General features: G+C 58.6%; 13 protein-coding genes and 2 pseudogenes. 10 read left to right on the top strand and 5 right to left on the bottom strand.

Annotation, left to right across the window (positions count from 1 at the left end):
• Positions 1-439 precede the first annotated feature (439 nt).
• Positions 440-829 (bottom strand): hypothetical protein, encoded by a 390-nt coding sequence (locus ACSQ3Z_RS31875; protein WP_436175214.1) that lies wholly within the window; start codon positions 827-829, stop codon positions 440-442.
• Positions 820-1,218: a hypothetical protein gene (locus ACSQ3Z_RS31870; RefSeq protein WP_436175213.1), complete on the bottom strand. Its 399-nt coding sequence runs from the start codon at positions 1,216-1,218 to the stop codon at positions 820-822. The genes ACSQ3Z_RS31875 and ACSQ3Z_RS31870 overlap by 10 nt, the downstream gene beginning before the upstream one ends.
• 302 nt (positions 1,219-1,520) lie before the next feature.
• Between ACSQ3Z_RS31870 and ACSQ3Z_RS31865 the strand changes: the two genes are divergently transcribed.
• A complete protein-coding gene (locus ACSQ3Z_RS31865; protein ID WP_436175212.1) occupies positions 1,521-1,811 on the top strand; it encodes a ZinT/AdcA family metal-binding protein in 291 nt (96 codons plus the stop codon).
• A 1-nt stretch (position 1,812) separates the two neighbouring features.
• On the opposite strand, the gene hemN is transcribed toward ACSQ3Z_RS31865, so the two are convergent.
• On the bottom strand, positions 1,813-3,138 hold the full coding sequence (hemN, locus tag ACSQ3Z_RS31860; protein ID WP_436175211.1) for an oxygen-independent coproporphyrinogen III oxidase: 1,326 nt from the start codon (positions 3,136-3,138) through the stop codon (positions 1,813-1,815).
• Positions 3,139-4,484: 1,346 nt separating this feature from the next.
• Between hemN and ACSQ3Z_RS31855 the strand changes: the two genes are divergently transcribed.
• Together ACSQ3Z_RS31855 and ACSQ3Z_RS31850 are read left to right on the top strand one after the other, a co-directional pair.
• The gene (locus tag ACSQ3Z_RS31855; protein ID WP_436175210.1) at positions 4,485-5,648 is read left to right on the top strand and encodes a porin; all 1,164 of its coding nucleotides are present in this window, start codon (positions 4,485-4,487) and stop codon (positions 5,646-5,648) included.
• A gap of 323 nt (positions 5,649-5,971) precedes the next feature.
• On the top strand, positions 5,972-6,235 hold the full coding sequence (locus ACSQ3Z_RS31850) for a hypothetical protein (RefSeq protein ID WP_436175209.1): 264 nt from the start codon (positions 5,972-5,974) through the stop codon (positions 6,233-6,235).
• Positions 6,236-6,630: 395 nt separating this feature from the next.
• Here the strand turns inward: ACSQ3Z_RS31850 and glmS are convergent, their stop codons facing one another.
• A complete protein-coding gene (gene glmS / locus ACSQ3Z_RS31845; RefSeq protein ID WP_436175208.1) occupies positions 6,631-8,454 on the bottom strand; it encodes a glutamine--fructose-6-phosphate transaminase (isomerizing) in 1,824 nt (607 codons plus the stop codon).
• 454 nt (positions 8,455-8,908) lie between these two features.
• A complete protein-coding gene (locus ACSQ3Z_RS31840) occupies positions 8,909-9,556 on the bottom strand; it encodes an acyl-homoserine-lactone synthase (protein WP_436175434.1) in 648 nt (215 codons plus the stop codon).
• A 542-nt stretch (positions 9,557-10,098) separates the two neighbouring features.
• Here ACSQ3Z_RS31840 and ACSQ3Z_RS31835 point away from each other — a divergent pair.
• From ACSQ3Z_RS31835 to ACSQ3Z_RS31805, 7 genes and pseudogenes are all read left to right on the top strand, one after another.
• Complete coding sequence (locus tag ACSQ3Z_RS31835) at positions 10,099-10,851, top strand: carbonic anhydrase (RefSeq protein ID WP_436175207.1); 753 nt, start codon at positions 10,099-10,101, stop codon at positions 10,849-10,851.
• A gap of 399 nt (positions 10,852-11,250) precedes the next feature.
• A complete protein-coding gene (locus tag ACSQ3Z_RS31830) occupies positions 11,251-11,940 on the top strand; it encodes a B3/B4 domain-containing protein (protein WP_436175206.1) in 690 nt (229 codons plus the stop codon).
• Positions 11,941-12,024: 84 nt separating this feature from the next.
• Positions 12,025-12,663, top strand: coding sequence for a LysE family translocator (locus ACSQ3Z_RS31825; RefSeq protein ID WP_436175205.1), 639 nt, complete (start codon positions 12,025-12,027; stop codon positions 12,661-12,663).
• 18 nt (positions 12,664-12,681) lie between these two features.
• Entirely contained in the window at positions 12,682-13,569 is an 888-nt protein-coding gene (locus tag ACSQ3Z_RS31820; protein ID WP_436175433.1) for a dihydrodipicolinate synthase family protein, read from the top strand.
• A gap of 111 nt (positions 13,570-13,680) precedes the next feature.
• Positions 13,681-13,808: pseudogene (locus ACSQ3Z_RS31815) on the top strand (IS630 family transposase); the annotation flags it as partial.
• Positions 13,809-13,822: 14 nt separating this feature from the next.
• A pseudogene (locus ACSQ3Z_RS31810) lies at positions 13,823-14,424 on the top strand (ISKra4 family transposase); the annotation flags it as partial.
• A gap of 984 nt (positions 14,425-15,408) precedes the next feature.
• Positions 15,409-17,925 (top strand): ATP-binding protein, encoded by a 2,517-nt coding sequence (locus ACSQ3Z_RS31805; RefSeq protein WP_436175204.1) that lies wholly within the window; start codon positions 15,409-15,411, stop codon positions 17,923-17,925.
• Positions 17,926-18,000 lie beyond the last annotated feature (75 nt).

Raw genomic sequence — 18,000 nt, 5'->3', positions numbered from 1 at the left:
CGGCATCAACGCTGCGCCCGAAGCCTCCTGCGGCAGACGGTCTGAGGTACAACAAGCCTATCGAGATCGGATCGCGAGGTAGCCCTGCCCGCCATGGGAATTCCTCAGGCGAGTACCGACATATTGGGCGCTGCCTTATAAGTGGAAGGCGCCTTCCCGTTGCCTCTATCGCAGATAAGTTAGCTTCCGGCCTTCGCGCTGGGTTTCCCAGCTGGACTGCGTTTCAGTCTCAATTCGCTGTGCTTCTTGTGAGCCAGACACCATTTCTCGGACGGTGAATTGACGACATTCATTGTCCGACAAGCTCTCGCCGGCGATCTGTTGGGCAGAGGCGGCTATCACCCCGGCCGTGGCACATCCGCGCGCTGCAGAACTTCGATGAGCCGCCGGCTCAAACGCCCAGGCGGATGCAAAGATCCATAGATGCGTTCCGCCAGCGCTAGTTGCCAAGCATATGACCGGCAGTTCGCAACGCGCCTAGGAAGAGGCCGGCATGGTGAGTGACATCGATTTTAGCCTGCATTGACACCGGCATGCTGGTCCAATTCTCCAACGGTGCAACGAAGCGGGAGAAGGTACCGTCGACGACGCAGTAGCGGCTAATAAGGCCTTGTCTGTCCAACGCCAGCACACCAATCTGCCCGCCTCGATATCGGATGGCTGCGAGCCGTTGGACCTCGGCGTCATCATCGATCCGCACATCGAAAAGCAGGTTTCCGCGGCTCCTCGCGGCTATCTCCGCCGCTTTGTCATTGAAGCTCAAGCAGAGTGAGCGGACGCTTTCCACTGCCATCTGGAAAACCAACAAATCCAGTTCATTCACGGCCATGTGGGCAGTTGAGCCAATAAATGGATGATTGCAATGTCGCACACGGCTTGTTCACAGGTGTCGGCGACTGATCGTTCGTGGCTTTCTGTCCGCTGCCGGCGATGAAATATTTGAAGGACGGCGGGTCCCGTATTTCCTGTCGCCTTGGCAACCGCGGCGGCCACCTGCCGGGCGGCAGCGGCAGAGATAATGTCATAGACAGGTGGAAGCGTGGGCTTTCTGCCCTTCAATAGTTCCCTGACCCTACAGATTTGCACGCGCGGCCGCAGCTTGCCGCCCGCCTCAACGGATTCGGCTTCTCTGGCAGCACGTTCCATTGCTGCGGTCGCCTTGTTGAGCGTCACCAGAACGCCAAGCTTCGTGGCTGGCAAGATCGCCAACTTGCTCAAGCTCACGACCTCTATTCGATGGACGGGCACGGCCGTGCATCGCCGCGGCAGGGGACAACATCGTCGTGACCGACCCTCAAGCCCTATATCGTGTCGGCGGGATCGTTCACCAGGAACGGCGAGATCGCCGTGGAGGGCAAGCCCTTCCACATCGTGGCCGTCGGCGGGAGCGGCAAGATCCACGATCAAGCAGCTGAGAAAGATCACGCATATAGCCACGATCCCGCGGTCCAGCCGATCTACATTTGAGGACGACCAGATCAAGCAGCGCGCCCTGTCGAATTTGGGTCCGGGATTGGCAGTTGGTCTATCCCTTCCTGACGATGGAACGCTCGATCCAGTCATGGCTTATAAGGCGGAGAGCGGCGACCAGAGCGCAGATGAGTACGCGCCTACTACGAGATCGGCTATCGCACCAATTCGAGCGGATCACGATCGATGGCGACACCGTGGCTTTCTTCGAGGGCGGGAAGCCGCTTGAGGCCTGCTACGCCGGCGACGGCTGTGAAATCCTGACCTCGAAGAAAGGAAACCGCATGGGCGTCAAATTTCGCTTCGGCGTCGCCTTGGCCTCCTCACACTTGGTTGGCTGACTCAGCGGGCAACCCGGTCGAGAAAAGCGTCGAATGCGGCAGCGACAACGCGCATCGCAAAGCGATGCTGCCGCCGTACGCGGACAAAACCCTTTTCGATGTCCACAATCCCGTCCTTGGCAAGCATCGCCAAGCGTTCAGCTGAATCGAGAAAATGGATCGGATCAGATCCGTGGGCGGCACAGATTGCCGGCACATCGGCCTCGAGATCGCACATTAGTCGCTCGATGATTGCGGCTCGCGCGCGGTCTTCGTCGGTGAGACGGTAGCCCTTTGACGTCGCCAGACGGCCAGCTGCGATGTGCCGGCAGTAGGAATCCCGTGTAACCTCGTTCTGGACGTAGCCCTCGCCGACACGCCCGATAGCCGACGCGCCGAAACCGATCAGGGTTTTGCAGGTGTCGGCCGAGTAGCCCAGCGAGTTGCGCCGCAGGCGACCGGTTTTCTGTGCCAGCGCGAGATCGTCGTCCGGCAAGGCGAAATGGTCGAGCCCGATCTCTCGGTAGCCGGCGGCAATCAGCGTCACGGCAATGGCCGCATCCTGTTCGGCGCGGGCAGCGCTGCCCGGAAGCGATGCCTCCTCGATGAGGCGCTGATTCTTAATAAAGGACGGAATGTGCGAGTAGCCGAACACCGCAAGCCGGTTGGGGCGCATGGCGACCGCCGCCCTCGTGGTCTCGACGCAAGACTGCACCGTTTGATGCGGGAGACCAAAGATGAGGTCGAAGTTGATGCTTGTCACTCCATGCCGACGCAGCATTTCGACGGCAGCCGCCGTCTGCGCCTCACTCTGGACCCGGTTGATCGCATTTTGAACAATGGGATCGAAGCTCTGCACGCCGAGGCTCGCGCGGTTCACGCCGGCTGCTTGCAAGGCTTCGGCCATATCGGCCGTGAACCTGCGTGGATCGATCTCGACGGCGATCGTAGCTGTTTCCGCAAGCGCAAAGTGGCGGCGCAGGAATTCCGTCAGGGCGAGGAACTCAACTGGCCCCATGAGAGTTGGCGTTCCGCCGCCGAAATGCACATCGCTCACGGGCAGCGCCTGCGGCGCGTGCTCCGAGACCAAACGTATCTCGTCACGCAGCGCCGCCAGATAATTAACGATCGGCGCATCATGGCGGGTGATGGTGGTGGGGAAGCCGCAATACCAGCACTTTGATCGGCAGAACGGAACGTGCAAGTAGAGTGACGCCGGATCGTTAGCCGGTAGGTTCCTGAGCCATTCCTCATAAGCGTCGGCGCCGACCGCCCCAGAGAACTCCGCGACAGTCGGATAGATGGTGTACCAAGGCAGGCGGGCTTCGCGATGTTTTGTGGTCTGCAACAGTTACCGTCCCATGTTGTTGCCTTCCATCCTTACCACTGCGCTCTCCTGTGTCTTTGCGCTATATCAGTCCGGTCCGCTTTGGGCCCGATTATTTCGCAGCGATAGCCCCATTCAGCCTTGGCTGGACAGCGATGGTATGAGCACGCGCTGGTCAGCGACAAGCGCCCTGGGTTTCCCGTCGAGACTTTCCCGCACACCGTTTGGTGCTACTATCCTATCCTATCCCCTCCCTTCAGCGTCCGATGGATCGCAGCATGCCCCATCCGACCAGTCGATTCGGCGTTGGGACCAGACTTTTGCTCGCCGGCTGGTGCGTAAGACGGCCTCACGTAGCGATACCTGGCATCTCGATGAGTTCGTCGTATTAATTGCCGGCACGAGGCTTTGGCTGTGGCGCACCGTCTGTCAGAGCGGGAATTGTGCTCGAGGAGGCCGTCCAGGTCCGCCCCTGCCAAGGCTGCAAGCCGGATGAACCAATTTAGAAAGTAGCGCTACGCCAGGCGCATGATCACCGACAAATCGCGCTCCTGTGGCCCGGCAAAGCGCCGGAGTGAAGCGCAACTCAAGCATCGCTCGCAGCTGACAATCGAGCGAATTCGCATGTGCTTCCGTAAAAACAAAAATGGCCCATGCACGGCTTCCGATTCAGAGAGGGGCTTACAACGGCTCGTCTCGACCTTCCCGCCTTTTGGAACCACTTTGTCCGGACTAGCTGGAAAGCTGGTGCACCTCGCCACCGCCGAGGTGTGGCCCTTCGCCCTAACGAGGACGCTTACGCCTAGGCATGTCGGCATCAGTGGGGCATCTCGGCTGACGTACCGAGCGGTGCACTCGCATGATGTCAACAATGTCGAGGCTCAAAACAAACAAAAGCTATCGCCATTGAACGATACTGTCGCGAAGCGAACAGACGAACCATGTCCGAAACATTTGCTTTTCGTGCTCAGCTTGACCCTCAGAGCAAAAAAGGAAACGCATTCCAAGGTCCGACGGCAAACTTGAGTGTCAATCGTAGCTTGGTCGTGAGGTTGGCACGTCACTTGCGGGGTGATTTTCGAAGCCGTTGTGACGGTACGCCCGCAGCTATCGGAGATAATCATGGCGATCAACTCGGAAGTGTTTGATTCCTCTCCGGGCATTTCAAGCAGGTGATATGAAAACAACAACTTATCGTGTGAAAGTATGATTCAGCTTCATCGCCCCTGTTGTTGAATAATTATTATGATCCGCGTGTCACACTGCGATAGGCGCAGCGCGATGTGCATCGTTTTCGATTGTGGGGACAGGAAGGGCTGGCTCGTTCGTTGACGTCCCCTTCTTCAATATTTGAACGGAGATCAAGAATGAACATCAGGAGCCTCCTGCTCGGCTCAGCTGCGGCCCTGATCGCCGTTTCCTCTGCCCGAGCCGCCGACGCCATCGTCCTGGCCGAGCCTGAGCCCGTTGAATATGTCAAGATCTGCGACGTTTACGGCGCTGGTTACTACTACATCCCCGGCACCGAGACCTGCCTGCGCATCGGCGGCTATGTCCGTTACGACATCGGCCTCGGCGATGTCGTATCGTATGACCAAGCTAGAACCACGGATGTGAAGACTGGCGAGGCCCAGGCCATATGGCAAAACCACACGCGCTTCACATTCAAAACTTGGACCGGGCAAGAGACCGAACTCGGTACATTGCAGACCTACATCCAGACCCGCATGAACTACGGCAAGCACACCACCTATTCCGGTTCGGACAGTCCTCGATACTATGCCTTCAGCCAAGGCATCACGTTGACTTTCGCCTGGGTTCAGCTTGGTGGCCTCCGAGTTGGCAAGGACTGGTCCGCCTTCGACATGTTTATTGGCTACGCGGGCCACGTGCTCAATCAGATGCTTATCCCGTACGGCGCCTTCGATACTAATGTGGTTCAGTACTACTTTGACGCCGGTAACGGCTTTTCGGCTGTGGTTTCACTCGAAGAAGGCTCGGGCCTGGTCGGCACCATCGACAGCTACGTTCCGCACCTAGTCGGTGGAGTGAAATACACACAACACTGGGGCGCGATCACCGGCGTTGTCGCTTATGATAGCAACTACGAATCGGTCGCCGGCAAGGTCCGCATCGACGTCGATGTTACCGACCAACTCTCGCTATTCGGAATGTTCGGCTACGGCTCCAGCGGCAAGCTCAACGATGACGTCACTAACGCAATCGACGCTCATGGTCGCGGGTTCTACAAAAGTTGGGGCGGTAACTGGGCTTTCTGGGCCGGCGCCACTTACAAGCTCAATGAGACAACTTCGTTGAATCTTCAGCTCTCGGGTGATCAGCTCAGGAACTATGGTGTCGCTGCAAACGTTGCCTATGCGTTTCTTGCAGATTTCACAATTACAGCCGAACTCGACTATGACCGCTACGGCGACTTCGCCGTCGGCAAGGTCGACCCTTCCATTAGCTGGGCTAATGCCAACAAAAAGAGCAGTGTCGGCGGCATCCTCCGTTTCGAACGTTCATTCTAACGGGAGGAAGAGCTTCATCTCGAGCGGCGAATGACGATTATGCGGGGGACCTGCCACGCCTGCGGCAGATAAGCCCTGACACGTTTGCAATCGGATACAGCTGCGATTAGGGCGCGGCCGATGCCCCGCTTGCCGGGATGTGACAGCTGGTAAAGCGTTGCGGCAGGTTTGCTGGCGGTCCCGGCGCTTGCGCTGACGCGTGCGGCGCAGTCCGGCGACACGGTGGAGGCCGCCGGCAGATGGGTGGGCGCGTGATCGCCGAAGCAATCGCCGAACTCGCCCAGGATCCCAGCTTCGATAACGACTGAATCGGCGGCGACCCAATGCAACCTTGGCTTCCGGAGACCGCGCTGACCGCCGCCGGCCTGACCGCGCTCGCCGCGCAGGATGCTTCGGACAAGCAAATCACCTGCGTCAAGGCGCCCTTCAAGTCGCTGATCGACCATGTCTTTGTCTCGCCCAATCTCGTGCCGTGCGGCCACGATTTCATGATCCTCGCGCTCGACCGAACCATCGAGCGGTTCCTGGAAGTGTCCGATCATCGCCCGGTCCTCTTGCGACTGGCCGGGCCTATCGGTGAGCGTTAGATCCAGAACGAGGTTACACGGGATTCCTACAGCCCGCACATCGCAGCTGGCCGCCTGGCAAAGTCACGGGGCAACCGTCTCACCGACGAAGACCGCGGCGAGCCGCAATCATCGAGCGAGGACGAAATAGTGGACAGCGAAGGGTTTTATCCGCATGCGGCAGGAGGATCGCTTTGTGGTTAGCGCTATTGCTGCGTATTCGATGCTTTTCTCGACCGGGTTTGCCCGTAGGCACAGCCAAGCAGCGTGAGGGGAGGCCAAAGGGATAACCAATCGTCGCTAAACGGCATGCTCCAGCAAATAACGGCAAGGCGGTAGCGGCGCGCTTGAGCGCCGGTTGAAGTGCTTGGAGTTTTTCCGAATGGGCGAGCGTTGCGACTAATGAAGGCGTCACATCATTCGACGGTGACTGATTTTGCCAGGTTGCGTGGCTGGTCGAGATCTGTGCCCATGAAGAGCGCCGTGTGGTACGCAAGAAGCTGTATCGGCAGCGAGAAGATCATCGGCGCGATAATCTCGTCGGTGGCCGGCAGCACGATCGTGTGCATCGTATCGAGTTTCGATGCGGCTGCCCCTTTTCCATCGGTGATGAGGATAATGCGCCCTCCGCGGGCGGCCACTTCCTGCATGTTGGAGAGGGTCTTGTCGAAAAAGCGATCATGTGGCGCGATGACGATCACTGGCATGTTCTCGTCTATCAATGCGATAGGACCGTGCTTCAATTCACCCGCCGCATAGCCTTCAGCGTGGATGTAGGAAATCTCCTTGAGCTTCAGCGCACCCTCCATCGCCAGCGGGAAATTTGTGCCACGGCCGAGATAAAGGACATGATGACACTTTGACAGTTCGCGCGACAGAAGCTCAATCTCCGGCTGGATGCTGTCCAGTACCTGCCTCATGAGGCGCGGCAATTCGGTGAGGCTCTCGACGAGCGCCTGCACCTCATCTTCGGTCACGGTTCCGCGGGCCTTGGCTGCGTGGATGGCGAGTGCGGCAAGAGCGGCTAGCTGGCAGGTGAAGGCCTTGGTGGAGGCGACGCCGATCTCTGGGCCGGCAAGGATCGGGAAGACCACATCGGCCTCCCGAGCGATGGTCGATTCGCGCGCATTGACGACAGCGCCAATTTTCAGCCCAAGCTGCTTGCAGTACCTCAGCGATGCCAGCGTATCGGCGGTTTCGCCCGACTGTGAAATGAACAGAGCCGCAGACTGCGGCGACAACGGAATCTCGCGATAGCGGAATTCGGATGCAACATCTATTTCGACCGGCAGGCGCGCATAGCGCTCGAACCAGTATTTTCCGATCAGCCCGGCGAGATATGCGGTGCCGCAGGCAGAGATCGCCAAGCTCGGGATCTTGGCGAAGTCGATGCCAAAAACCGCATCGGCACCATTTTCGATGAAATTGATATAATGACCGAGCGCATCGGCGATGACCTCGGGCTGCTCGAGGATTTCCTTCTCCATGAAGTGGCGATGGTTGCCCTTGTTGGCCAGAGTGGCCACGGCCACGGAGGTCTGGCGCGGACGCGCGACGGGGTGGCCGTCGTAATCAAAGATATCAGCGCCCGTCCTGCCGACAACGGCCCAGTCACCGTCGATGAGATAGGTGATTTCATTCGTGAATGGAGCAAGCGCGATCGCGTCGGAGCCCAGGAACATTTCGCCGTCGCCGTGACCGATCGCCAGCGGTGGTCCATTGCGCGCCGCAATGATGGTCGACGGATCATCCTCAAAGAGGATGGCAAGCGCGTAGGCACCCCTGACGCTTTTCAGCATGGCATGCACCGCCTCACCACGCCTCATGCCCTCCCGGCGGTGCCTTGCCAAGAGATGCGCAAGGACCTCAGTGTCGGTGTCGGTCTGGAACTCGGCTCCCGTCGCCGCCAATTCGTCTTTCAGTTCGGCGAAATTCTCGATGATGCCGTTATGGACGACGGCCACACCATCCGTGAAGTGCGGGTGTGCATTGCGTTCCGTCGGTGGCCCATGGGTTGCCCAGCGGGTGTGGGCGATGCCGATGGTACCACCCAGCGGCTCTTCCTTGAGTCTCCTCTCGAGATTGACGAGCTTGCCCTCCGCGCGCCGGCGGTGCAAGGTGCCCTCGGTGATCGTCGCAATGCCGGCCGAATCATAGCCGCGGTATTCCAGACGCTTCAATGCGTCGACCAGGCGTTCCGACACCGGCTGTTGCCCAACGATGCCAACAATTCCGCACATGTTCTTCTCCGAATTCTTCCCGGCAGCCTTAGCCGACGCAGACGAGGGACGCCGCCCGGCATGCGCTCAGTTAGAGTCTTCTAATGGAATCCGGTAAGTTCGGTAAAATTGATTGTTGGGATAGCCATCATCCACGCCATGGATGAACTAAACCTCAGTCCAATGCGGGTGATGTGAACCGGGGGCGTACGCTTCCGCCTTCAACGGGCTGCGCATATCATGGCCGGCGCCCTCACCTGCGTTAATAGCATGCAAGCCGGCCGGAGGAGACGGGGAATACTTGGGCCGAGTGCGAATGGGTAGCCCCGCACTCTTTGATCTCGCCGTTCAATTGTGCGGACGCTGCTTCATGCATCATTCCTCGGTTTGCTTCTCCAGGCCGGACGCAATGACTCCTTTCGGCGACGAGAAGCAAACCCTCTTCCGATCCCTGGGGCCACGCACCACGTCTTGGCTATCCGCATGGGCCGTGCGGCAGGCCGAGAATCGGTTGCCACGGTACCGGCCCATTCAGACGTCCCCTCCAGCGGATGCGCAACAGGCTGGCGTGAGAGATCTCGAGAAACCCGGCCACCGCCTCCGTTTTGCCGACGGGCTGCGGCTTTCCGATGCGCGACAATGGCCACGTTGCGAGGCGAAGGATCCGTTCCATACGCGTATCGGTCACCGTCACGATCCGGGTGAGATTGTTGGCCAAGCCGAATTCGATCATGCCGGCGAAGAGCTCGTAGGTTGCTTGGGCAAGGCCGCCTGCCGCCTTGGGCGTTGATGGGGGCAAATCGAGCGCGAAACGGCTGCTTTCCCATATGTCAGGACTCGCGGGCGCCACAGCCTCACCCAGCAGCGCCGGGAATGTGTCGCGCAACATGGTCGGCCCAGTGGTTGGCAAGAGGCGCACGCAGCCACGAATTCGCCAATCGGATCCCTTGAGCAGCAGATAGACAGGCTTCAAGTCGTCAAAGGTGTCTGTTTCCATTTCGCTTCCGGTCTGAACTTCCCAATCGCAAAGCGCACAGCGATGCAGCCTGGAGACGTTTACAGCTATCCTCGCGGACGGATCCGGATCTCGCCTGACCGGAGGCAGCCAGCCTGGCAACCGCATGGATCGTCCGAACGCGAGCTTTGCTTGGCATTTTCCAGATGGAAGGTCCCCTTGGCCTTTGAGACCTGCTTTCCAAGGCGTATTCGCGAGTTTTATCCATGCCTTTATGGTCTTGGAGAGCGTGGCGGGCAGGCTACACAGTGGGTGGCCGAGAGGTCGGGAATCAGTTGGAATGGAGGAATTCGTCTCGCCAAAGAGGGGATCCTTTGCAATGCACTGCCTGCCCGACACTGCCGCTTCAACGTTACGCGCCACATACCGCCGAGTAACAGCCGGACCGGCGACGCCGGCTGTGCTGGTTGTTGGCCTGATCAGCGGCAGCACGGTGAATCTGAGCCACGTCGCCAGCCATTTCCACGGACCGGCGAGCGTAGCCTCCAACGATCGCCGGCGGCGACGCTTCTTCCAGTTTACCAGTTCGACGAGGACTGGCTGGCGTGTACGCTGGTGGCGCGGCTCAACCTACGCCCGCCCTTGCGGCTGTGCCTTGACTGCACCAATTGGAAGCAAGGACATAAGGTCGCATCAAGGAGCGAGGCAATATGCATCGTCGTAACCTGATTAGAGGATTCATCGCGCTGGGCGTGTGCCCGATCTGCGCCCAGACCGCGCGTGCGGCCAGCGCCCATTGGGGATATGGCGGCTCGGTCGGGCCGGAGCATTGGGCCGATCTGGACACGAGAAATTTCGCCTGTTCGGCGGGCAGGCAGCAGTCACCCATCGACATCGCCGGCACGGTAAAGGCGGATATACCGCGCATCGACATCAGTTGGCTCAAGGGCGGCGGCAGGATGGTGAACAACGGCCACACCATTCAAATCAACATGCCGGAAGGCAGCACCTTGACTCGCGGGGATCGCGTCTACCAACTGGCACAGTTGCATTTCCATGCGCCGAGCGAGCATCACGTGGCGGGCATGAGCTTCCCGATGGAAGCGCATTTTGTCCATAAAGACAAAAAGAGCGATACTCTGGGTGTGCTGAGCGCCCTTCTTACGCCTGGCGCGACAAATATCAGCTTTGCCGGTCTCGCCAAGGTCTTTCCGGCCCGGCCCGGCGAGGAGATGGCAGTTGACGAGTTCGATCCCAACGGGCTTTTGCCGGCCTCGCTCGGCTACTGGACCTATGAGGGATCATTAACGACTCCGCCCTGCACCGAAAACGTGGAGTGGATGGTTGCAATGGAACCGGTCGAGGTCGACACCGCAGACATCAAGCGGTTTACGACGCTTTACGCATCTAACGCGCGGTCGATCCGTCCCTCCAATCGGCGCTTCATCCTAGGCCTCAGCTAAGGTCATCGCGCGCGTCAAGCAAAACCGCGGTAACAATCGGGGGGTTTCGAACAGTACGACGCCACCCTGGTGGCGCTGGCATCGACCATAATGCCCTAGGGTTCACAACAGCATGACCGGATCATGGGGAACTTGTGGGCCGCTTGCTTGCGGAGAACTGGGTGGCGTCACCGACACCCGTACACTCCGGCCTGGATCTGCTTGATCAGGGATTGATAAATTCGACGGGTCGCTCCCGTGCTGCGAGAACCTTCCTTATACTGGACCAATTAAAATCTCCAAAAGTGGCAGTTTAGTTTGGACCAGTAAACTGCAATATTGGCTTGCAGTCAGGGAAGCGATCGTGACTGGTCGCGCCGGTCATGGATTGCTTGCGCGCGAACTGATGGAGTTGCCTGGATGTTTGAGGGTCCCATCATCGACGGTCGAATTAAGAATATTGCATCGGGATTTAGAGCCGTGAGCGTCTACGTCGATGCCACTTCAGCTGGAGAAGGACGTTTCGATCCCCGATTGCTTGGTGAAGCCTGCGATTGCGCGTTGGCGGATGGCCCGGCTTGGGCAGAAGCTCATCTGGCGAGTTGGTCCGACGCCGACGTCGTCTTTGGCGCGAAGCCTAACCGTACGCCGTGCTCAGCCCAGGCCCTCAGAAAGCGGGTTCTGAAAGACGGCACTCTTTCGACGATCAACCCGATCGTCGATCTCTACAACGCCATCAGCCTGAAATACGCAGTCCCGGTGGGTGGAGAGAATTTTGACGCCTATGTCGGAAGACCCCACCTGACGATCGCTGACGGGAGTGAGACGTTCGACACCATGGTGAATGGAGAGGCGGTCAACGATGCTCCCTTGCCCGGTGAGGTCATCTGGCGCGACGACATTGGCGTCACCTGCCGACGCTGGAACTGGCGACAGGGCACTCGAACCCGCCTGAAGACCCTAACAGGCCGGATGTGGTTCGTATTGGAGGCGTTGGAGACCATGCCGGACGATGCATTGGCAGAGGCGACGGATGCCATGGTCGGAGGGCTGAATGCCTTGATGCCTGGCTGCAAAATCGCGAGCCAAGAAATTGCCATCGCCGGATGAGGTTTCCGGTCGAGCGAGCGGATCCATGGCCGCCCGGGGCATCCGGCGCGATCGATCCGATCGAGATTATCAAGGGCTGAGAGAATGAATGTCGATCTCCATCAGTTGCTCATCGTCTTTGCTGCATATGTCATTGCCGCGGGGAGCCCCGGCCCGAGCAACATGCGCATTATGGGGGTTGCGATGGCGCGCGGCAGAGGTGCTGCGCTCATGCTCGCCTCCGGCGTCGTCAGCGGCTCGATCTTTTGGGGTTTTATGGCCTCCACCGGCATCTCCGCCCTGTTGGCCAGGTACGCCCAGGCACTGCTCGTTCTGCAGGTTTTCGGGGGGCTTTACCTGCTATTCCTCGCCTTCAGGGCGGGACGGTCGGCGCTTACGTCGAACGAGAAGCTGGCGGTGCGCGCATCGACCGACCAAGTCGCTCTTTCGCGGGGTGAGCTCTATAGGAAGGGCCTCTTGATGCATTTGGCGAACCCAAAATCCGTGCTAGCATGGATCGCGCTCGTCACGCTGGGGATCGGCCCGAATTCATCGTGGCAGAGCATCGCGGCGATATTGGGTGGCTGCGCCATCCTAAGTGTCACGATATTCTGCGGCTACGCCATTGTCTTCTCCACACCGCCTATGGTGGCTCTGTATCGCCGCTGCCGCCGCTGGATCGAAAGTCTGTTGGCGATGTTCTTCGCGTTCGCCGGGCTGCGTATGCTGCTTTCCCGTATATAGTTTCGAAAGGAATGGATGATGACTTTGTTTCGCGGCCTGTCGGCGTTCCCCCTTACGCCAACCGATGCGGAAGGGCATGTCGACACCGAGGGTCTGGCTCGTTTTCTCGAGCGTATTCAACGCGCCGGAGCGGACTCCATCGGCCTTCTGGGGAGCACGGGCGGTTATGCTTACCTCACCAGGGAAGAACGCAAGCGTGCCGTTCAGGCTGCCGTGGAATGCATCGGCGGCAAAACGCCTCTTGTCGTGGGTGTGGGTGCATTGCGTACCGATGAAGCTCAGGCTCTGGCGCGCGATGCCAAATCCGCTGGCGCTGACGGCCTGCTCCTGGCACCGATGTCCTACGTTCCCCTGAACGAGGACGAAGTCTTCCAGCACTTCGTCGCGGTGGCCGAGGCGGGGGAATTGCCTTTGTGCATATATAACAATCCAAGCACCACGCGCTTCACATTCAGCGACGCATTGATCGCCCGGCTGTCAGAGGTGTCCAACATCGTCGCGGTGAAAATGCCTCTGGCAGCGAATGACGATTACGCGGGGGAACTGGCACGTTTGCGGTCGATGACGCCTGACACGTTCACAATCGGATACAGCGGCGATTGGGGCGCGGCGGATGCCCTGCTTGCCGGATGTGACACCTGGTACAGCGTTGCGGCAGGTCTGCTGGCGGTCCCGGCGCTTGCGCTGACGCGTGCAGCGCAGTCCGGCGACGCGGCGGAGTCCACTCGGTTGAACCGCGCTTTCGGGCCGCTCTGGACCTTGTTCAAACACTACGGCAGCTTCCGCGTTATGTTCGTCATCGCCGACTACCTCGGTCTGGCGCACGTCCAGCCACCGCGCCCTATTTTGCCGTTGCCGGAGGACGCCGGAGATGACATTAGGCAGGCATTGGAGAAGCTCGAATAGCCGAGCAATGGCATGCCCAGTGCAACTGTTAGTTAGGCACCCGGCGCGCAGGCGTTCCGCGCACCGTTCGAGATGGAAGTTGGGCGGCGCAGAATTGGATCGGGTTGGTCGCGCTTTGGCTTTGCGGTCTCTTCGGTGGTGAAATGGTCGCAACGTTATCGTGCTCCGGTAGCGCCGGGAAGATGGGCGGCCATCGCAAACGCGTTCTGCAGCCGCATCGAACTTTCATCCGCGACCAAACGACCGGAAGTAGAATTTCGAGCTGATCGTAGGCCGCTCGCTGCCTGAAGAGGGTGCTCCGCGCTACATCGGTTTCGTCTATGGCTATGATCGCGAGCCGCAACGGCGCATTCTCGACCATCTCAAGAAGCAGCCCGTCCAAGCCAATCAGGATCTCACCTTCATCACCGACGGTGGGGAAGAATCGCCGACTGGTTCCATATCACCGTGCGCATCAGGCAGTTCGTGCAAGGGCTCGAAAACCAGGACGAGCAGACCGGACAGGACCTGCTCGAAACTCTGCGCAGGATCAAATGGCATCTCTGGCATGTTGACGTCTATCGGGCCCGTCACGAAATCGCCGACCTGCAATTCGACGCGGAAGGTCTCGAAACAGGCTAGCCGAACATGCGCAAGTTCCTGACCGCCATCGGCGAGTTCACCAGGCCTACATCGCCTCCAACAGTGCCAGCCTGATTAATTACGGCGACGTTAGCGGTCCGGAGATCGCATCTCTTCGGCCCTCGTCAAGGCCACCGTCAACGCCGTTCCAAGCGGGTCGCCAACAAATGGCAGATGCAGTGGAGCAGGATCGGCGCACATCTTCTGCTGCAAACCCGCACGCAGATCCTCGATGACCGTCCCGACGCGCTTGGCGTGCAGCCCCTCACCTCGCCCGCGCCCCGCGGTGGTTCTTGCCAAGAGACGCTCGCTCGCATCTAACGAAAACCGCCGCTGCATTTAGCTGCATCCATTGTTCGGATGCGTGCGATCCAAACAATCAATTTGTTCAATCAGCTTCTTGAAAGCTAACCCTTGTTTGGTGGAACATGGGCTCTGGTCGTCGACGCTGGCTTAATGCAGGGGCTGCACGCAGGAGATACAATGCACAGAGATCGCAAGCGGGTTAGCGGCATAATGGCTGGCCGACCGGTGTCATCCCCAGGCTGCTGCAGCGTGCGGCTTGTCTGTCCCTCCATGATCTCTCGGAAGACAGTTCCGAATACTGCGACCGGTTGCCCGCCTTGTGTGTCGCCTCGATCTCATAACCGATGGTGAGCTGCTCAATGGGCTATCCTTCGCCGGATAAGAGATGAAGTGCGAACGCTCTCGGGGATCATGCCGATCGTACGTACGTCCTGCTTACTCTGGTCAGGCATAGGGCGCAATTTGTTGGCCCAGCTATGAAACTCTTGCCGGAAGTTAGCTTTGCCGCGTGCGTGATGGCTTGAGCGGACTGACGCAACGAAGGCTCACGAGTATTCGGTTCCTGCGGTCATTATGACGAGACCCAACGGTACCTTCAACATCGGCGTGGTTCGACTCGCCGCGCGAAAACAGGCAAATCTCGATTGAATCCGTCACGCGGTGTCAGCCTGGCATTGGTGCCTTCCCTTCTCAACAACTATCAAATCAGCATTCACGATAGCCCAGTTATCGTTCTCACGTGCCGTAACGCCGTGCCTTCAGTTTCCACGTTCGCGTCGAGCTCGCGAGTGGCCAGAGTTCGGAACAGAACGGTCGAAGTCTAATCGCCGCGAAATTCAACGGAGGGTCAGCGGGGCCAAGGGGGCAAAGTGCGACGGTGTCTAAGCCGTCTTTATGAGGGGAGAGGTACACATGGCTTTCCTGTTCCAGCAGCATCCGGCCGCATACCGAACCGATGCGGAGCTAGAATTCAGGTCAGACTTTCGCAACCCATGCGCTGCGGGTCGAACGCCGTTTCCTTGGGAAACATGGCTCAGTGGCGACAAAGCATTTGTCCTCGCCTTAGCCGCCTCGATTGCGCTCTTGGTCGGGACGCAGAGGCAGGCCCCCAAGATCAACGACGCGGTCATAAGCGAGCTGCGAACGATTCAGATCAACGATGCATTGCTCCAGCGCGACGTCGCCCGTGCTCGGACCGACATGGAAGTGGACCACTCGGTTGCTTCTACCGGACAGGCATTGCAAAGGAATCTTGAAGACTTGCAGCGCGATTTCGAGATTTCGCCCGATGAGGCCTCCGGGCAATCCAGATTGCTCGCGCAGCTCGTAAACTCGATCGAAAACACGCAGGCTGCCATCTCAGCCTTGGTCAAGCATAATCAGCGTATGCAAAGCTCTCTCGCAGATCTTGCTCGTTCAATTGACCGCCTTGAGGGCGGCAAGCTTGAACTCTCCGAACTGATCGTGTTTTCAGTCGAACCGGGGCTTACCCTCGCCTCACAGATGGAGCTTCTCGAAAGATTTACTCCGGGCCAGGCCCGAGCTGTCGCGGATGTCGTGGCCAGGTTCCGCCCTGTCCTGTCTTCTTTATGGAGGTTGGAGCAAGCTGCCGATCAGATCGCATCCCTCGACACGTTCTCCAAGGCTGCCGAACTGGAGCGAGAGCATCTGAAAGGCTACAGTTTGGCCGGCGCGCAGGCGCAGCGTACGTGGCTTTTCTTTGGCTCTGTGTCCATATGCCTTTGCTTGGCAGCGATCATTAGGGCGTTCAGGCAGCATCTGCGGACCAACCGGTTAGAAAAAAGGTTGGAGCTTGAAGAGGAATTGAGCGCGATCGAAGCTCGCTTCAACGATAGTATAGCAAAGAATGCCTCGGCGCGCTGTTCCACCGAAGCAGCCCTTAGACTCATTCAACGCGTTTTCGATGCGGACCAATGCGCGCTTACTCTGGTGGATCCGAGTCTCATCAGGCATACCGAGTACTTTGTGGCGAACACGTGCATGCGCGTCTGGAACGTCGCGCTTATTGATGAACTCGTTTCACTTGTCCGCGCCGGACGGCCAGTGTTTCGCGTCATCCCGGCGGCGGAAATGGTTCGGACCGCCAGAGGCTCTTCCGGTGTTTGTCAAATTGTTGGTTGCAGCGCCTCCGGTCAGCAGGTTGCCGTTTGCATCCTCGTCTTTGAAGGAGATCGCTCACTCCCTTCAGCCGACGACCTCCGGGTTCTTGCCAGTTCTATTGCGCGTCTAAGCAACCATCTTGAAATGCAGCGTATAAATGCGGAACGCGACCTTCTGGTGAATCGATGGGAGCATGTGGAAAGGCTGAGGACTGTCGGCACAATCGCAAGCGGCGCTACACATGAATTCAATAATATTTTAGGATCAATAATTGGATTTTCAGAGATCGCACTAGGTCTTGTGCGTCGGCCCTCGAGAATTCAAAACTCCATCAACCAAATCATCTTAGCTGGACACCGAGCCAAGCTGATCGTTGACCAGATTTTGGCACTCAGCCAAAAACGCAAGCGCGTGGCAGTGCCTTTCAATATCTCCGAAATTGTAATGGACCTTGCGCCACTGCTGCGCATTACAGTTCGTGCAGATGTTCAGTTGCATTTCAAGATCAACGGGCAAACGGTTGTCGAGGGCAGCCCAACTGAGATACAGCAGATCCTTATGAATCTGTGCAAGAACGCATCGGAGGCTGTCTTGAACGACGGCCGTGTCGAGGTTGGCGTTTCTCGGACCCGCATCTGCGAAACAAAGCGGTTGGCTCAGGGCACCTTGAGACCTGGAGATTACGTTCTGCTCTCCATCAGCGACGATGGCCCAGGAATCGCAGGTTCGGTACTTCCGCATGTCTTTGAGCCTTTTTTTACCACACGCTCTCGCGTCGGCGGGACCGGGCTGGGTCTTGCTGCAGTGGACAGGCAGGTGTGCGCGCTCGCAGGATGCCTAGACGTCAACTCGGTTGTTGGCCGAGGTACGCGCTTTGATATTTACTTGCCAGCCTCCGAGGAGGAGCCAGTCAGCGCTGACGTCACTTTCGGCCCATACAACGGATCACCGGCCAACGGCGGAATCATTGCAGTCGTGGAGCCCGATCCAGCAGAGTTGGAGATTCACAAGGACAATATCGCCGCGCTGGGTTATGAGCCGATCGGCTTCGCGACCTTCGAAAGTCTTTGCGGCTGGATCGAGAGCGGGAAGGCAGCTGACCTGCTGATTTTGGCGAAGACGCCTTTCCTCGAGCGAGGACGGGCCGAGCCCGTATGCCCCACCATCATGGCGGTGCCTTTCATAGTCATCGGTGACATCGACCCCATGCCGGTCACATCTGACAATCAGGCCTTCGTCCTTCGGCTAGCGAGACCGGTCTCGTCCAGGACAATAGAGCATGCGATTCGTATAATGATGATGGCGTGATGCCGCCGACGCGCTCATTCTATGCAAGTAATGTGAGAAGGCCTGGCAAAAGACATCGAAGCAGAACAAAACGAC

Origin of the sequence: Mesorhizobium sp. LjNodule214, from assembly GCF_964252735.1 — a bacterium.
In the GTDB taxonomy this organism is placed as follows: Bacteria; Pseudomonadota; Alphaproteobacteria; order Rhizobiales; family Rhizobiaceae; genus Mesorhizobium.
The sequence above is the reverse complement of the archived record's forward strand: the minus strand, read 5'-3'. Positions and strand labels throughout refer to the sequence as shown.